The organism is Virgibacillus ndiopensis (assembly GCF_900187325.1).
Classification (GTDB): domain Bacteria; phylum Bacillota; class Bacilli; order Bacillales; family Amphibacillaceae; genus Virgibacillus_E; species Virgibacillus_E ndiopensis.
This window is the reverse complement of the sequence record NZ_FZMZ01000006.1, coordinates 354,599-369,780: the sequence shown is the minus strand read 5'-3', so window position 1 is coordinate 369,780 and position 15,182 is coordinate 354,599. Positions and strand designations below refer to the sequence as shown.

The 15,182-nt window shown below is 38.6% G+C and carries 14 protein-coding genes and 1 pseudogene; 6 read left to right on the top strand and 9 right to left on the bottom strand.

What is annotated here, in order from left to right; all coding sequences use genetic code 11:
• Nucleotides 1-65: 65 nt before the first annotated feature.
• Both CS937_RS14515 and CS937_RS14510 read left to right on the top strand, forming a co-directional pair.
• A complete protein-coding gene (locus CS937_RS14515) occupies nt 66-626 on the top strand; it encodes an RNA polymerase sigma factor (RefSeq protein ID WP_099159193.1) in 561 nt (186 codons plus the stop codon).
• Nucleotides 627-788: 162 nt separating this feature from the next.
• Entirely contained in the window at nt 789-1,856 is a 1,068-nt protein-coding gene (locus CS937_RS14510) for an NAD(P)/FAD-dependent oxidoreductase (protein ID WP_099159192.1), read from the top strand.
• A gap of 188 nt (nt 1,857-2,044) precedes the next feature.
• On the opposite strand, the gene CS937_RS14505 is transcribed toward CS937_RS14510, so the two are convergent.
• The gene (locus CS937_RS14505) at nt 2,045-2,365 is read right to left on the bottom strand and encodes an MGMT family protein (protein ID WP_099159191.1); all 321 of its coding nucleotides are present in this window, start codon (nt 2,363-2,365) and stop codon (nt 2,045-2,047) included.
• Between the two features lie 67 nt (nt 2,366-2,432).
• Between CS937_RS14505 and CS937_RS19750 the strand changes: the two are divergent.
• Nucleotides 2,433-2,579, top strand: a pseudogene (locus CS937_RS19750) (transcriptional regulator); the annotation flags it as partial.
• A 186-nt stretch (nt 2,580-2,765) separates the two neighbouring features.
• Here CS937_RS19750 and CS937_RS14495 read toward each other — a convergent pair.
• The 3 genes from CS937_RS14495 to CS937_RS14485 all read right to left on the bottom strand — a co-directional run bounded on the left by CS937_RS14495 (nt 2,766) and on the right by CS937_RS14485 (nt 6,483).
• On the bottom strand, nt 2,766-4,421 hold the full coding sequence (locus CS937_RS14495; protein WP_099159190.1) for an FAD-binding dehydrogenase: 1,656 nt from the start codon (nt 4,419-4,421) through the stop codon (nt 2,766-2,768).
• Between the two features lie 24 nt (nt 4,422-4,445).
• Entirely contained in the window at nt 4,446-5,636 is a 1,191-nt protein-coding gene (locus CS937_RS14490; RefSeq protein ID WP_099159189.1) for a lactate 2-monooxygenase, read from the bottom strand.
• An 88-nt stretch (nt 5,637-5,724) separates the two neighbouring features.
• Nucleotides 5,725-6,483: a sporulation protein gene (locus CS937_RS14485; RefSeq protein ID WP_099159188.1), complete on the bottom strand. Its 759-nt coding sequence runs from the start codon at nt 6,481-6,483 to the stop codon at nt 5,725-5,727.
• Between the two features lie 245 nt (nt 6,484-6,728).
• Between CS937_RS14485 and CS937_RS14480 the strand changes: the two genes are divergently transcribed.
• Nucleotides 6,729-8,894 (top strand): FUSC family protein, encoded by a 2,166-nt coding sequence (locus CS937_RS14480; protein WP_099159187.1) that lies wholly within the window; start codon nt 6,729-6,731, stop codon nt 8,892-8,894.
• A 185-nt stretch (nt 8,895-9,079) separates the two neighbouring features.
• Complete coding sequence (locus CS937_RS14475) at nt 9,080-9,460, top strand: DoxX family membrane protein (RefSeq protein ID WP_099159186.1); 381 nt, start codon at nt 9,080-9,082, stop codon at nt 9,458-9,460.
• 28 nt (nt 9,461-9,488) lie between these two features.
• Here CS937_RS14475 and CS937_RS14470 read toward each other — a convergent pair whose 3' ends face one another.
• From CS937_RS14470 to CS937_RS14450, 5 genes are all read right to left on the bottom strand, one after another.
• Nucleotides 9,489-10,007 carry a GNAT family N-acetyltransferase gene (locus tag CS937_RS14470; protein ID WP_099159185.1) on the bottom strand — a complete coding sequence of 173 codons (519 nt, stop codon included), beginning with the start codon at nt 10,005-10,007 and terminating at the stop codon, nt 9,489-9,491.
• A 25-nt stretch (nt 10,008-10,032) separates the two neighbouring features.
• Entirely contained in the window at nt 10,033-10,545 is a 513-nt protein-coding gene (locus tag CS937_RS14465; RefSeq protein WP_099159184.1) for a GrpB family protein, read from the bottom strand.
• A 240-nt stretch (nt 10,546-10,785) separates the two neighbouring features.
• Nucleotides 10,786-12,204: an argininosuccinate lyase gene (gene argH, locus CS937_RS14460; RefSeq protein ID WP_099159183.1), complete on the bottom strand. Its 1,419-nt coding sequence runs from the start codon at nt 12,202-12,204 to the stop codon at nt 10,786-10,788.
• Nucleotides 12,201-13,460: an argininosuccinate synthase gene (locus CS937_RS14455; protein ID WP_099159182.1), complete on the bottom strand. Its 1,260-nt coding sequence runs from the start codon at nt 13,458-13,460 to the stop codon at nt 12,201-12,203. The genes argH and CS937_RS14455 overlap by 4 nt, the downstream gene beginning before the upstream one ends.
• Before the next feature lie 365 nt (nt 13,461-13,825).
• Nucleotides 13,826-14,029, bottom strand: coding sequence for a CDGSH iron-sulfur domain-containing protein (locus CS937_RS14450; protein WP_099159181.1), 204 nt, complete (start codon nt 14,027-14,029; stop codon nt 13,826-13,828).
• A gap of 165 nt (nt 14,030-14,194) precedes the next feature.
• Between CS937_RS14450 and CS937_RS14445 the strand changes: the two genes are divergently transcribed.
• Nucleotides 14,195-14,956: an SDR family oxidoreductase gene (locus CS937_RS14445; protein WP_099159180.1), complete on the top strand. Its 762-nt coding sequence runs from the start codon at nt 14,195-14,197 to the stop codon at nt 14,954-14,956.
• The last annotated feature ends 226 nt before the right edge of the window (nt 14,957-15,182 follow it).

Here is a 15,182-nt window from a genome sequence, read left to right as displayed (position 1 = left end):
CGTTTCGATAATAGTAATGACTATAGTACTAATAAAAAAGCTAGCTTTTAGGAAAGAGAAGAATTATGACTAATAAAGCAACTTTCGATGAAATTTTTGAGCAAAACAAGAGGAGAATTCATTACCAAATACACAAATTAAATATTAAGGACCCACAGGGGGAGTATTTTCAGGAAGGACTATGCGCGATGTGGAACGCATACGAAAGCTACCAACCAGACAAAGGACCCATGTCAACATACTTTAATTATATTATCCGTAATCGGCTGATTGATTTATTGCGTAAACAGACAAGAGAGTACAATTACAGTAAGGAAATTATTCTGGAAAATAGAACACTAATTGATGATGGAAACCACAAACGGCTTGGAGAGGCTTATTCTCCAATTTCATATGTATCTGATCATTTATTAAATGATCCCTATCTTTTACCGTTCATTAAATCCCAGCTTACAGAGAATCAATGGAAGTGGGTGTATTATTTTATTATAAAAGATAAGTCTATAAAATATATTGCTACACGAGAAAAAACAACTATTGATGCTGTAAAGAGCTGGGGGAAGCAGGTTAAGAAAAAATTTAAGAAGAATAAGGATTTACGTGCGTATATTATAGAAGGTATATAATGCTTAAATAGGAATTTTACCATTAGAGACAGCCCACGTTTATGTCAAGTTCTTCATTAACTTTTCATTCGTTGTGTTTCCTCTAGTTTTCCTCTTTTATTTTTGGTAATCTTTATGGTAGAAGAAAATACATAGAATCTTTCCAACAATGGAGGTTACTTTATGAAGAGATTGGTTATTTTAGGTGGCGGTTATGGTGGTATTAATATCGTTTCAACTTTGCTAAGCTATCAACTGCCTGAAGACGCTCATATTACAATCGTTGACAGGAATCCATACCACTCCCTAAAAACGGAATTTTATGCAGTGGCAGCTGGTACTTCTGCATATAAAGATGTACGGATTGATTTTCCAGACGATGATCGGGTTAATTATCTTTTTGCTGAGGTTGAAGAGATAGATACAGAAAACCAACAAATCCTTTTCAAAAAAGCAAACACTACGAAAGCTCTTCCTTATGATTATTTGGTTGTCGCACTTGGATGTGAGGACAATTATCATGGAATTGAAGGAGCAGCGGAATTTACTGAAAGCGTGCAGACATTTGCCAAAGCTAGACATGCTGGATTAGCTGTTGGTAATTTGAAAGCCTATGGAAAAGTAACAATTGTTGGAGCTGGATTGAGCGGTATTGAAGTGGCTTCAGAAATAAGGGAAAGTAGGTCAGACTTAAATATACGACTACTGGACCGAGGAGCATCGGTATTAAAAGCTTTCGATTCAAAAATTCAAGAATATGTTGAAGAATGGTTTGTAGCAAATGACGTAGATGTCCTGCATCATGCGAACGTAGAGTATGTCGAGAAAGACGGCGTATGTAATAACGGAGTATGTTATGTGAATGATGTAACCATTTGGACAGCAGGCGTTCAGCCGCACTACCTAGCAAGAGCACTACCATTTGAAAAAGATGCACAAGATAAAATAATATTGAATGAATTTTACCAAGTTCCAACACAAACTAATGTATATGTGGTAGGCGATTGCGCATCTTCCAGCTATTCTCCTAGTGCCCAATTGGCAGGGCAACAAGGAGAACAAATTGCTGAAATTTTATTAGCAGTTCTACAAAACAAGGAACCAAAGAAACCTAAAGAAATCAAACTCAAAGGGACACTCGGTTCGTTAGGTAAATCGGATGGATTTGGGAACATGATGCAAAAACCAATGACTGGCCTGCTACCTCGATTAGCGAAATCTGGGGTTTTATGGTTGAGTAGACGGCATTAGGGTTTTTGGCTCTGGGGATAATGTTTTTGGTCTGGGGTTGAAGTTCTTGCCCTCGGGATGATGCCCTCGCTGGGGGATGATGCTTCCGCCCTGGGATTGATATTCCCCTTCAGCCCCCACATTCCTGACCCAGATTCCAATTTTTGGTCTGCTGTTCTCACTGCCCAAGAATTAGTTTACTTTTTGATTTAATTATTAGGCGAATGTACATCAAATTTATACAATGCTAAATTAACCTGTCCCGCTTCACTAACCACGATCCCCTCATCCTCAAGCAGCCACTTCTGATTCATTGCGCCTTCATTATCTTTCAATACAATTTGCCCATTTCTATTTACAACTCTATGCCATGGCAATTGGTGTTTCTTACTCATCGTATGAAGAATCCGAACGACCTGTCTTGCCCCACGTGGACTTCCTGCCATCCTCGCAACCTGCCCATATGTCATAACTGTTCCCTTTGGTATTTGCTTTATTATATCGATCACATTTGCAGTAAATGGTTTCATGTTACACCTCTTCCATATTTCGTATGATGAACGATCTCCTCTTCCAAATTATTTCACCATATGAAATTATAGCCTGCAACCAGAATCATTAAAAGACTTGAAACACTGGCTTTCTTATTTCGAACGATTCTGGGAAAACAAATTATCAATGCTCAAACATGTTGTTGAAGATGATAATGTTAATTTAGATATTCATACAAAGCAAGATAAATAAGCTTTAATAAAAATCCGTAAGTTGCGCACACAGCTTGCGGATTCTTCAACCATATCATTTTTGTCCGGTCCTTTTTCAGTGTTTAGACATGACTATTCGGTCTTTCTTGTTTATCTCAGCCTTCACCAAGAATATTTAATACTCAGTCATTCGGATGACAAGACGCTGAAGCAACAATGCCCCGAATTATCCCAGATCAGCGGCAATGGCACGACCTGAAACGCGACCTGAAAAAAGACATCCTCCAACAAATGTACCTTCTAGCGATCGATACCCATGTACTCCCCCGCCACCAAAACCAGAAACTTCTCCAGCCGCATAAAGGCCAGAAATTGCTTCACCATTATCATTAAGTACCCTTCCAGATAAATCTGTTTGCAAGCCACCAAGGGTTTTGCGACTAAGAATGTTTAAACGCACCGCAATAAGTGGTCCATTTTTCGAGTCTAATATTTTGTGCGGAGCTGCAACGCGAATTAATTTGTCACCTACGTAGTTACGTGCCCCTCGAAGTGCTGTTATTTGCAAGTCTTTAGTAAAAGCATTATCAATTTCACGATCGCGCGCTTGTATTTGACGTTCTACATGGTCGATATTCAGTAGTTTTTCTCCTGATAATTTATTCATTCCAATGACAAGATTGTCTATATTGTCAGCTACAATGAAATCTTCTCCTTTATCCATAAATGCTTTTACAGGAGATGGTGCCCCAGGCAAGATCCTGCTCAAAAGTTTTTTAATACTCTTTCCAGTTAAATCAGGATTCTGTTCCGAACCAGAAAGTGCAAATTCTCGCTCAATAATTTTTTGCGTCAAAATAAACCAGGAATAATCGTATCCTGTCTTCTGGATTGCTTCAAGAGTTCCCAATGTGTCAAAGCCAGGGAAGTTAGGGGTTGGAAACCGATTACCCTTTGCATCTAACCAGACAGATGATGGACCCGGTAAAATTCGGATTCCATGCTTGTTCCAAACTGGATTCCAATTTTTAATTCCTTCTGTATAATGCCACATGCGATCCCGGTTAACGACTCGGCCGCCAGCAACTTCCGTAATAGCAAGCATCCTTCCATCAACATGTGCAGGAACACCGGAAATCATTCGTTTCGGAGGGTCTCCAAGTCGACTAGGCCAGTTTTTACGAATCAAGTCAAAATTAGCACCGATACCACCGCTCGTTATGTTCACCGCTTGTGCATGAAATTCAAACTCTCCAACAACCTCTCTTGAACTTTCCTCACCACGAGCAGCAAAACTCGGAACAAGCACCGATCCGACCACACCAACTATAGAACCATTACTGGTAATCAGTTTATCAACACGGTGCCGTGGTAGATACTCTACTAATCCGTTTTGTATATGCTCCCTAACACGGCTTTCAAATGGTGCAACAATTCCAGGACCTGTCCCCCATACAATATGAAATCTAGGTACAGAATTACCGTGTCCTTCAGCAAGATAACCTCCGCGCTCTGCCCATCCTACAACAGGGAAAAACCGTATACCCATTTCGTGCAACCACTCACGCTTCTCTCCAGCAGAAAAATCCACATAAGCCTCAGCCCATTTTCGAGCCCAATAATCTTCATCGTCTTCCCTATCAAAACCAGCAGTTCCGAGCCAGTCCTGCCACGCCAATTCTTTTGAATCCTTTATCCCCATTCTGCGTTGTTCTGGTGAATTTACTAAAAACAAACCACCAAATGACCACCATGCTTGACCTCCTAGTGAAGCCTCAGGTTCTTGATCTAACAACAACACTTTTTTACCGGCATCAGCAATCTCTGCAGTCGCTACAAGTCCAGCCAGTCCAGCCCCAACAACTATTACATCGTATTCCATATTAACCCCCTCAGAACCTTGTACTTATAGTCTATCAGTATCTATTTCTCCTTTAGAATCTACAAGTAGAGATTTAGTTATACCACCAATAGACCGCTCTCCAGCTAAAGCCATTGTGATGTCCATATCGGCAATCAGATTTTGTAGAACTTCTTTAACACCTCGTTGTCCAGCGACAGCTAATCCGTACATGCAGGGTCTTCCCACAAGGACAGCTTTAGCACCGAGCGCCATTGCCTTAACCACATCAGAACCACGTCTAATCCCACTATCCATAAGCACGGGAATTTTATCCTGCACAATTTCACACACTTGCGGTAGAGCTTCAAGTGCTCCAATTGCACCATCCACTTGTCGGCCACCATGATTGGAAACGATAATTCCGTCAACCCCATACCCCAGTGCTAGTTTTGCATCATCTGGATGTAGGATACCCTTTAATAGGATTGGTAGATTCGTATGTTCTTTTAAAAAGGCAATGTCAGACCAAGTTAAGCTGGCATTTCCAAAAACTTTAGTCCAGTGCATAATAGCAGCAGTCGGATCTTCCTTGGGTGACTTCTCAAGCCTTGAGCAAAAAGCAGGGTCCGTTAAATAATTTCCAACACCCTCACCTATTAAGAAAGGAAGGTACACATTTTTCAAGTCATATTCCCGCCATGCCATCATTGGCGTATCTAAAGTAACAACAATTGCGGAATACCCTGAAGCTTCAGCCCTACGTAAAAAACTAGCTGTTACTTCAGGATCCTTGCTCCAGTAGAGTTGGAACCAACGAGGTGCATCACCCATTATTTCAGCGATTTTTTCCAATGGTATAGTTGATGCGGAGCTAGTGATGAATGGAACACCCATTTCCACGCAGGCTCTAGCGGAACCTAGGTCACCGTCTTCATGAATAATCGATTGAACTCCTATTGGCGCATGCAATAGTGGAAAATTATATGTATTGCCAAATAACTCGAAAGTCGTATCACGATCTTCCACATTCCGAAGCATCCTCGGAACAATCTTCCACCTGTCAAAAGCTTGAAGATTTGCTTCCATCGTCATTTCCCCACCGGCTCCACCTGCAACATAATAATACGGTCCATCCTCTAATATTTCACGTGCTTTCTTTTCCCACTCTTCGAAAACAATCGGAAGCCTATTTGGATCAGGATTTTGCATGGTTTGATAAATGCTAAATTGAATGTTATTACCGAAATTAGACATGTACATTCTCCTTTTGTTTTCATTCCTACTATTGAAACCGTTTACAAATCTATTAAAAACCCGCAAGCTTAGACCCGCGGGCATCTTATTAACAATACTGAGCTATCGTCCTTCGTAACTTTTCTGCAACTGCGTGGGATCCCTCATTAATTTCTCCGCTGGTAAATACAACTTTTACGTAGCTTTCATCCGTTTCTAAAGCCTCAGCAAATAATCCTCCAAGACCCTTAGCACGGCGGTCAATTTGCAGCAATACCTCTACACGGCCTTCTTGCATAAAAAACATGGCCTCAAGCTCATCCAAGTCTCTTCGAAATTCACTCCCCGGTAAAAATTCAAATTCCTGTACATAGTTATAACGTCTAGAATATTCCATTTCAACCTTACGTAAACGAAATCCCATTACATTCGTTAACGCTTCTATTACTGTATGCATGTTTTGATGCGGATCCACTTGAACATAGTCTCTGTCATTCGGATCAATAGCATTTGGAACATCCATCCCGGTTTGAATCCATACCTCCGTTTTCCCTATAGTAGGCGGGGTATGTACTGGTAATATAAATTGAAAGTCCAGTTCCTTTGTTTCCCCCTCACGAATTGTAAAAGATTCACCTACCGAAAACTCATTAAGCTTTACCTTCTCATATACTTTCCGGTCATCCTTATCACGGACCGCTTCTGTCATTACGAATAGGTTGATTCGATCAACCTGCTGTTCTGTGTTTCCTCCCTGAATGATAACTTTCCCTAGAACCTGTTCACCTGGAACAAGACGATCATTCTCAAGTTGTGTATCAACTTTTGCACTACCAATTCCTACACTTGCTAACCATTTTTTAAGCATATTAATTCCTCCCTATTTTTCTCAACATAATAGTTTATTTTGTTTGGAAGTCATTTATGATTGTTTCGTATACTATCTGCAAAGCACCCGTATATATTTATTCGACATTCACTTACGAATCCCTTTTAAGAGACCTGGGATTGTTAACTTGGTAGTTGCGTTAAACAAATGGTAGTATGAAAAACAAGTAACTAATACTAATGCATGAGGTTAGGAGAAAGGCTTTTGAGAAGGTTGATGAATTAATGAGAAATTTATATACAAAACACCACTGGTTTGGTCGATTGCTTGCTTCAGATCCTGGAAGAGTACGATTCCAAAAGGCAGGAAAGGCAACAATCAGTTTAATATCATCCGTATTTACGACTCTATTTATTCTAAATATAACGGGAAATTCTCTTCTTACAGCTTCTATTGTTTCCGGTATGATTGGAATGATGGGCATCATGATTGTACTGGATGATACAAAGAAGAAAAAGCAGGTTACAACATTATTAATGGCAATTTCAGCCGCAGCTGGAGTCACATTTGGGGCAATTTTATCTGGAAACGCCTATTATATTGATGTCCTCATGATACTTATTATCTTTAGTAGCTTTTATTTTTCACGATTTGGTGTCCGGTATTTTTCCATTTGCATGATTGGGTTTATAACGGTTTACTTTTCTTCTGTTCTAAAATTACCTATCAATCAATTACCATGGTTTTATATGGGCATTTCGATCGGAGTTATTTATGCATTTTTTTACAATTTCATACTTTTTCAAGATTCTGCACAGGTATTGAAAAAAAGTATGCGCTCCTTTCATATTCAAAGCAATTTAACCTTTAATATATTAATTGGAGCGATCCAAGATACCAAACTTGATCCAAAACGAATAAAATCACTTGAAAAAAATATCCTAAAACTTAGAGAATATGCAAGAACCGTATCAGGCGACCTAAAGGAACAGGAAATAAAGGAAATATGGCCCGGACTTAAATCGTCTCAGTTGCAACTGTATGTTTTTGATACTGGAATGTTCCTGGAAACGTTAACTGATTCGATTTACAGTTTAAAGAAGGCTAATGCACTTGAAATTGAAAAATTAAGGCGATTGCTTGTATGGGTGATTACCTCTCTTCGTGATGCAGAAGTGCTTGCTCCAAGCTACGACAATCAAAATTTAATGGAGGCAGAAAAAGCAATCCAGGCGCTTCGGTTCGTTTTAATCGATCTTCTAAAACGTGAAGAACAGCCTAGTGGATGGGTATTTCTAATAAGACGAATTGAATCTATTGGTAATCATGTGATTGAAGGGGCAATAAACATTCAGCAATCCCTAAATAATGGGAAAAAGGTGAATGACGAGATAGAAGAAAAAGAAGAGGACGAATCGAAAGATGAAGATTCTTCCAATGAACTGAAACCAACCACAAAAAAAGCCTATCAAGCATTAGTCGCTGGTATTCTATCTATTATCGTAGGTCAAACTATTTCACCAACTCAACCATACTGGGTTCTCCTTACAGCGTTCATTGTCCTGCTCGGTACGGAATCAATAGGACGAACCTATAAAAAAGGATTCGAGCGTTCCTTTGGAACAATTATTGGGGCGGTTCTAGGCTTTATACTTGCAAAGCTGTTATCCGGGCATTCAGTAATTGAATTAACACTGTTATTTACAGTAATATTTGCAGCATTTTACTTAGTTACAGTTTCTTATACGTTAATGAGTATGTTTATTACAATGCTAATTGCATTTATGTACGACATTTTACTTGGCGGAATTACCTTTATGTTAATAGGTGCTCGTGTAATCGATACGATAGCAGGTGCAGCTATTGCATTAGGCGTTTCATCCGTTATTTTCCCCAAACGAACGAGGGATAAAGTTGCCGATGCTTTTGAGGACTATTTAACCGAGCTTAAACCATATGTAACGCTTTATGTAAAAAGCTTCAGAGAGAATATAAATGTAAACGAACTTAGAGATAGTGCCTTTGAGATGGACAAAAACCTGCAATCCATAAAAGATGAAGCTGATCCACTCTTGCAGCGTTCCGAAGCATTAAGCCAAACCGGTATTAATCGGTGGATCACGATTTTCACAGCAATAAATTATTATGCTAGACATCTGGTCGCCTCATCATATAAAAAGAAGTTTGAATACCCGAAAGAAATAGAAGAAGTCTTTAAAAAGATGGAAGAAAAACTAGACCACAATATTGACACCCTTGGAAAACTCATCAAAGGTACTGAAACCTTTGGTACTATCTACAACCTTAAAGAAGAACGTGAACAAATAGAACGTCTAGCACCCAGTAGAAACCAATCACACCATGATCTTATCCATCACCTTTATTACGTATGGCGGATTAATCAATCAATTGTAGCATTGGGTATTGATTTTGGGGCGGAAAAGAAATAAGACGGAGTTGTATTGCAGGCTTGTGTATACTTTCGGGTACGGAATTAATGAGGAAAATATAAAAGGGCTTTATTAACCAAAGAAGTACATCAAATAATCCCTATGTTTTGGTGTACTTCTTTTATTAATTAAAAGTTATTATGCCATGTCTATCCACATAAAATAACAAATAGGTGGTGAATAAATTGTCAAAAATTCTTTCTTACATCTCAAGGTATTTGTTAGGTTTTATTTTCCTCGTTGCTGGAGTTAACGGTTATTTTGTCCTATTTAATCTAGATCCATTTATTGAAACCAGTCCCGAAGCAATGGCATTGTTTGAGTTTGATTATCTACTAACTGTTGAAAAATCAATAGAGATTTTATGTGGGGTTTTATTATTAATTAATCGCTTTGTCCCATTAGCACTTGCCATATTGTCCCCAATTGTGATCAACATTATGTTGCTTCACTTATTCCTAGACCATTCGTTACTTCCTTTGGCAGTGTTACTTGTTGTTATGCATAGTTATTTATTGTATTTTTATAGAAGAAACTTCATACGTTTATTGGAAAAAAGACCTTAATATAGTGTGTAATTTCTTTTCACAGGGGCTAAGCATTCATGTAAAGGTTTCTCCATCCATAAACCAATAACTTCAATCTATCACTTCCAATCTGAACAAACTTGTTGTCTACTACTCGTTCAGCCCCCATAGCTTCATAAAAACGATACGAGCCATTTTTCTCTAACACCTTTACAATTGCCGAATGTAGATCAAGGCTCTCAAATTCTTCAAATAGCCTATTCAATAACTTTTTGCCAATACCTTGTCCCTGGTATTCTTCCAAAATATAAATAGAAGTAACATCCCCATCATAACCTGGATATTCCCCCGATTTTTCACTTCCACCGTCAGTAAAACCAATAATCTTCCCATCTTCATTTTCTACAACGAAAATATAATTGTCTTCTCTAGTGATGTTGTTAATCCATAGATTGGTTCTTTGTTCATAGGAAAGGTTTTTCAGAATGTCATCGGAAATGATACTTTTATAGGTAGTTCTCCAACAATCCACATGGACTTTTGCTATTCCTTCTGCATCTGATAGTGTTGCTTCACGGATGATCATTTAATCTAACCCTCCAGTAATCTTATCAATTTTTATACCAATCAAGTGCCTTTCTTTCCAGTTCTTTAACAAATTCATCCTTACCATCCATATAAGCTTCAATATCATTAGGAAATTGCTTAGCAAGTTTTTCTTTTAGATCTCCGTACTGTTGGGCATCTTTGGGATGGTTTCTCAGATAATCCCTTACTGCTAAATGCCTGTCAACTTCATCATCGTTATCTAATTGAAATATATGCACTTGATGTGTCCTATTGTCTCCGCCTTTTCGGAAATATCGTCTTCCTTTGATGCCGTATTCCCCTAAAGGCTCGTACCCAAGAGCTATCATCTCGTGATTAAACGAATCAACTTTTTCAATATCCTTCACTAGAGGCATAATGTCAATAATCGGCTTAGCTTTTATTCCAGGAACAGAAGTACTGCCAAAATGATGAATTTCAACTATTTCACTGCCAAAAATCTCTTTTAATCTATTAGCTTCATCCTTAAATCTCTCAATCCACTGTTGATTATAGTCAGTAACAGTAACATTCATAATACAACCTCCGATCTAATTTTGAATATATATACATACTCTTTTCCAATAATGGTGCTAAATTACGTTTGCCTAAACATATAATAGTCTTGTTTTCATATGTTTCCTTCACTTTCACGTAATTTTTTTCTATACGTATAGTTTCTGCCTACGACAGCTAATTTCCTTTTTAATTTTCTCCATAAAAAAAGCTGTCACTAAGTAATCAACTTGTAAACAGCCCTGTAGTTTTGTTTTTGTTCAATTTAGAATCCCTGAATCAGTATGAGAAATAATCCATTCTCTATTCTTTTCAAATAACCTCTCTACCATTTTCAATTGCTCCTCAACCCTTACTTTCGCAGTCCCGCCTGCTACATCACGTGCATTCACAACCGCTTCTGGACTAAGTATTTCAAAGATATCCACTTCAACTAGCTCCGAAAATTCCTGAAAATCCTCAATCGACAGATCCAATAAGAATTTATCATGTTCAATACAATGCAACACTACCTGCCCCACTACTGCGTGCGACTCTCTGAACGGCATACCTTTACCGACAAGATAATCAGCTAAATCTGTTGCATTGGAAAAGTCCTTGCTAACAGCTTGATACATCGTTTCTTTTTTAACATGCATTGTTTCAATCATCGGAGCAAACAACGCCAAGGCTCCCCGCAACGTTTCTACCGTGTCAAACATGCCTTCTTTGTCTTCCTGCATATCTTTATTATAGGCTAATGGTAGCCCCTTCAACGTCGTTAACATGCCAATTAAATGACCATAGACACGACCAGTCTTTCCTCGTACAAGTTCTGCCACATCAGGATTCTTTTTCTGTGGCATCATACTACTACCTGTACTAAACGCATCATCCAGCTCAATAAAGTTAAACTCAGCACTGGACCATTGCACAAGCTCCTCACACAATCTCGACAGATGCATACTAATTAACGATGCATTTGATAAAAATTCAACGACAAAATCACGATCACTAACGGCATCTAAACTATTTTCACAAATACCATCAAAATGAAGCTTTTCAGCAACTAAATGACGATCAATTGGAAAAGTCGTTCCAGCTAGAGCGCCTGCCCCTAGTGGGGATTTGTTCACACGTTTATAGCTGTCGAAAAGTCTATCCACATCACGTTGAAACATGAAGACATAAGCCATCATATGATGTGCAAATAATACAGGCTGCGCCCGCTGTAGGTGCGTGTACCCAGGTAGAACAGTATCCAGGTTGTTTTGAGCTTGCTTATAGAGTGACTTTTGAACATCCATCAGTAATTCACTAATTTCCACCAATGCATCACGTAAATATAACCGCATATCCAGTGCGACCTGGTCGTTTCTGCTTCTGCCTGTATGAAGCTTCCCTCCAACTGGTCCTACTTCCTCGATTAAAAGCTTTTCTACATTCATATGAATATCTTCATGTTCTTCCAGTAATTCCGCTTCGCCGTGTTCCACTTTTATGGCAACTGATTTTAGCCCCTCAGCAATCGTAGCTGCATCTTCCCCTGATATAATACCGCATACCTTAAGCATTTCTACATGGGCCAAGCTTCCCTGGATATCGTACTGGACTAATTTTTTATCAAAATGAATCGATGCTGTGTATTCATCTACTAATTGATTTGTTTGTTTCGTAAACCTTCCGCCCCATAGTTTCATTGCTTTGCGGCTTCTTTCGATTGAAGATTCACTTTTTCAATAGAGCTTTTCGTTTTTACATTGGTTTGATTAACAGACGCATGAACCTTTGTTGGCAATCCCCAAAGTTTAATAAAGCCTAATGCCGCTTCATGGTCGAATGCATCATCCGCTTTATACGTAGCTAAGTCAAAGTCATATAGAGATTGCGCTGATTCACGACCAACTACTTGTGCATGACCTTTGTATAGTTTTACTTTCACTGTACCAGATACATACTGTTGTGTTTGCTCAATAAAGGCCATCAAAGCATTCGTTAGCGGTGAATACCAAAGACCATCATAAACGGTTTGGGCAAGCTTTTGCTCAATCATTGGTTTGAATGCAGCAACCTCTCTTGTTAAAGTAAGTGCCTCTAGCTCCTGATGAGCAGCTATTAACGTCAACGCTGCAGGCGCTTCATAAATCTCACGTGACTTTATCCCAACTAAGCGATTTTCCACATGGTCAATTCGGCCAACCCCGTGTTTACCGGCAATTTCATTTAACGTTAAAATAAGTTCCTCAAGCGGCAGTTCTTTTCCATCCAATGAGACAGGTTTACCCTGATCAAATGTAATCTGGACCACTTGTGGTGCATCAGGTGCATCAATTGGATCTGCTGTAAGGTCGTACGCATCTTTTGGCGCTTCCTCCCATGGATCTTCTAAAATTCCACACTCATTACTACGCCCCCAAAGATTCTGATCAATGCTATATGGACTATCGACTTTGATCGGAACAGGTATCCCATTTTCCTCGGCATACGCGATTTCTTCTTCTCTTGACATTGCCCATTCCCTTACCGGGGCAACAATTTTCAAATTTGGATTTAATGCAGTAAAAGCAACATCAAATCTCACCTGGTCATTGCCTTTTCCCGTACATCCATGTGCTACCGCTGTTGCACCTTCTGCTTCGGCAATATCAACAAGAACTTTTGCAATCAACGGCCGTGACAATGCTGAAATTAATGGATATTTTCCTTCATACAATAGATTAGATTGTAAAGCCGGTAATACATATTCATTCGCATACAATGATTTCGCATCAATTACGTATGATTTCACAGCACCAACATCAAGGGCTTTATTTTTAACAAATTCCAAATCCTTTCCCTCTCCAACATCGAGGGCAACGGCAATTACATCATAATTATAATTATCCTGTAACCATTTAACAGCAACGGAAGTATCAAGACCTCCAGAATAAGCTAATACGATTTTTTCTTTTCCCAAAGAAATCTCTCCCTTTTTCAGTTTGATTCTGAATTTTATTATTATGAATTATTATGCATTACAATGTATAATAATTCAATAGTTTTCATAAAAATAATCAGATTTCTTTGGAAAACTTTTATAGATAGCTGCTAACACCATTTGTATCATGCAGCTATCCACAATAATCTAGCGGCTTCGATACGTATGAATCAAGCCTTGGTATTCTTTCAATCTCAACAGTGATAACCTGCACAACGTCATGCCTACTTACGCTTTACTAACCAATTAATGCTTACTTTTATGTTTAGAAATGTAGACATAAAAATAGCATAGAAAAATACCATTTTTATGTCTTTAGCTACTTTATGTGCAATTACAATACATCACTTCGCTCTCGGCCTACTCTCAAAACCTACCTTTCTATGTGTCCCATCACAAAAGGGCTTGTTTGATGAATGCCCACATCGGCATAGAGAAAAGCTTTTTTTCGTTTGAAAACCATTCCCTTCAGCATCAATCAGCTCCACTTCTCCTGTAATTCTTAATGAACCATTATCGTTTACTTTTATTCGTGCTTTTTCACTCATAGAGATTCCCCCTTTTTATTCATTTTTCGGTCTCTTCTATATAGTTATTCTACGTAATAACAATAAATCCTTAAAAATTGCTGTACAATTAAAGAGGTTAGGATAACATAACGATTAATGATGTATGTTAATATGGTAAAACAAATTCTAGAAAGGAGGCACCACATGAAATTATCAGGTAATACAATATTAATTACTGGAGGAGCTTCTGGCATCGGTCTTGCTTTTGCCGAACGCTTTTTAAACAATGATAACCAAGTGATTATTATAGGGCGTCGAAAAGAGAAACTTGAGGAAGCAAAGAGCAAATTTCCTAAGCTTCATATAAGGGTTTGTGATGTATCACAGGAAAAAGACCGCATTTCTTTAGTTAAATGGATTAAAGGCAAATTTCCAACTTTAAACGTACTGGTCAATAATGCCGGAATACAGCAAAGGGCTAACATAATGAACGCCGCAGATAATTGGAGCGATTATCAAAAAGAAATCTCTATTAATGTTGATGGTCCGATCCATCTTTCTATGCTGTTTGCTCCCTTATTAGCCAATCAAGATAATTCCGCTATTATCAATGTTTCTTCTGGTTTGGCACTCACACCAGGTGTATGGGTTCCCGTGTATAGTGCAACTAAAGCAGCTATTCACTCCTTTTCTATCTCACTTAGGCTACAACTGGAAAAGCACAATGTAGAGGTGATTGAGATATTCCCAACAGCTATTAACACTGATCTTGGAGGCGTGGGTGTACATACATTTGGTGCACCGCTAGATGACTTTGCTGATTCAGTGTTTGAAGGGCTGAAAAAAGGTGATTTAGAAATAGGTTATCGTGAATCGAAAGAACGTTTGAAAGCATCACAAAAGGAATTAAAACAAGGTGCAAGAAAGGCATGGGATAATTTTTCTGCTAATAGTCCTGATTTCTAGTACATAAAAGAACAAGCGCATGTTCCACAAGAGCATGCGCTTGTCCACTATTTTGAGTAAGCTTTAACTTACACTTTTTCACACAAACCTGCACTTAAAAAAGGCCGTTTCTAGAAGATTAGTGCTTTTTCAGATGTTGGATCTTATTTAATAGTTGAAACAAACTGCGCTGTAACTTAATGCTCTACAGCCACCCCCGGAAGGCGTAGTGTATACGGGCTTCGGG

Coding starts and splice junctions, on each gene's coding strand:
- CS937_RS14515 (WP_099159193.1), top strand. CDS start 66: ATGACTAATAAAGCAACTTTCGATGAAATTTTTGAGCAAAACAAGAGG.
- CS937_RS14510 (WP_099159192.1), top strand. CDS start 789: ATGAAGAGATTGGTTATTTTAGGTGGCGGTTATGGTGGTATTAATATC.
- CS937_RS14505 (WP_099159191.1), bottom strand. CDS start 2,365: ATGAAACCATTTACTGCAAATGTGATCGATATAATAAAGCAAATACCA.
- CS937_RS14495 (WP_099159190.1), bottom strand. CDS start 4,421: ATGGAATACGATGTAATAGTTGTTGGGGCTGGACTGGCTGGACTTGTA.
- CS937_RS14490 (WP_099159189.1), bottom strand. CDS start 5,636: ATGTCTAATTTCGGTAATAACATTCAATTTAGCATTTATCAAACCATG.
- CS937_RS14485 (WP_099159188.1), bottom strand. CDS start 6,483: ATGCTTAAAAAATGGTTAGCAAGTGTAGGAATTGGTAGTGCAAAAGTT.
- CS937_RS14480 (WP_099159187.1), top strand. CDS start 6,729: ATGAGAAATTTATATACAAAACACCACTGGTTTGGTCGATTGCTTGCT.
- CS937_RS14470 (WP_099159185.1), bottom strand. CDS start 10,007: ATGATCATCCGTGAAGCAACACTATCAGATGCAGAAGGAATAGCAAAA.
- CS937_RS14465 (WP_099159184.1), bottom strand. CDS start 10,545: ATGAATGTTACTGTTACTGACTATAATCAACAGTGGATTGAGAGATTT.
- argH (WP_099159183.1), bottom strand. CDS start 12,204: ATGAAACTATGGGGCGGAAGGTTTACGAAACAAACAAATCAATTAGTA.
- CS937_RS14450 (WP_099159181.1), bottom strand. CDS start 14,029: ATGAGTGAAAAAGCACGAATAAAAGTAAACGATAATGGTTCATTAAGA.
- CS937_RS14445 (WP_099159180.1), top strand. CDS start 14,195: ATGAAATTATCAGGTAATACAATATTAATTACTGGAGGAGCTTCTGGC.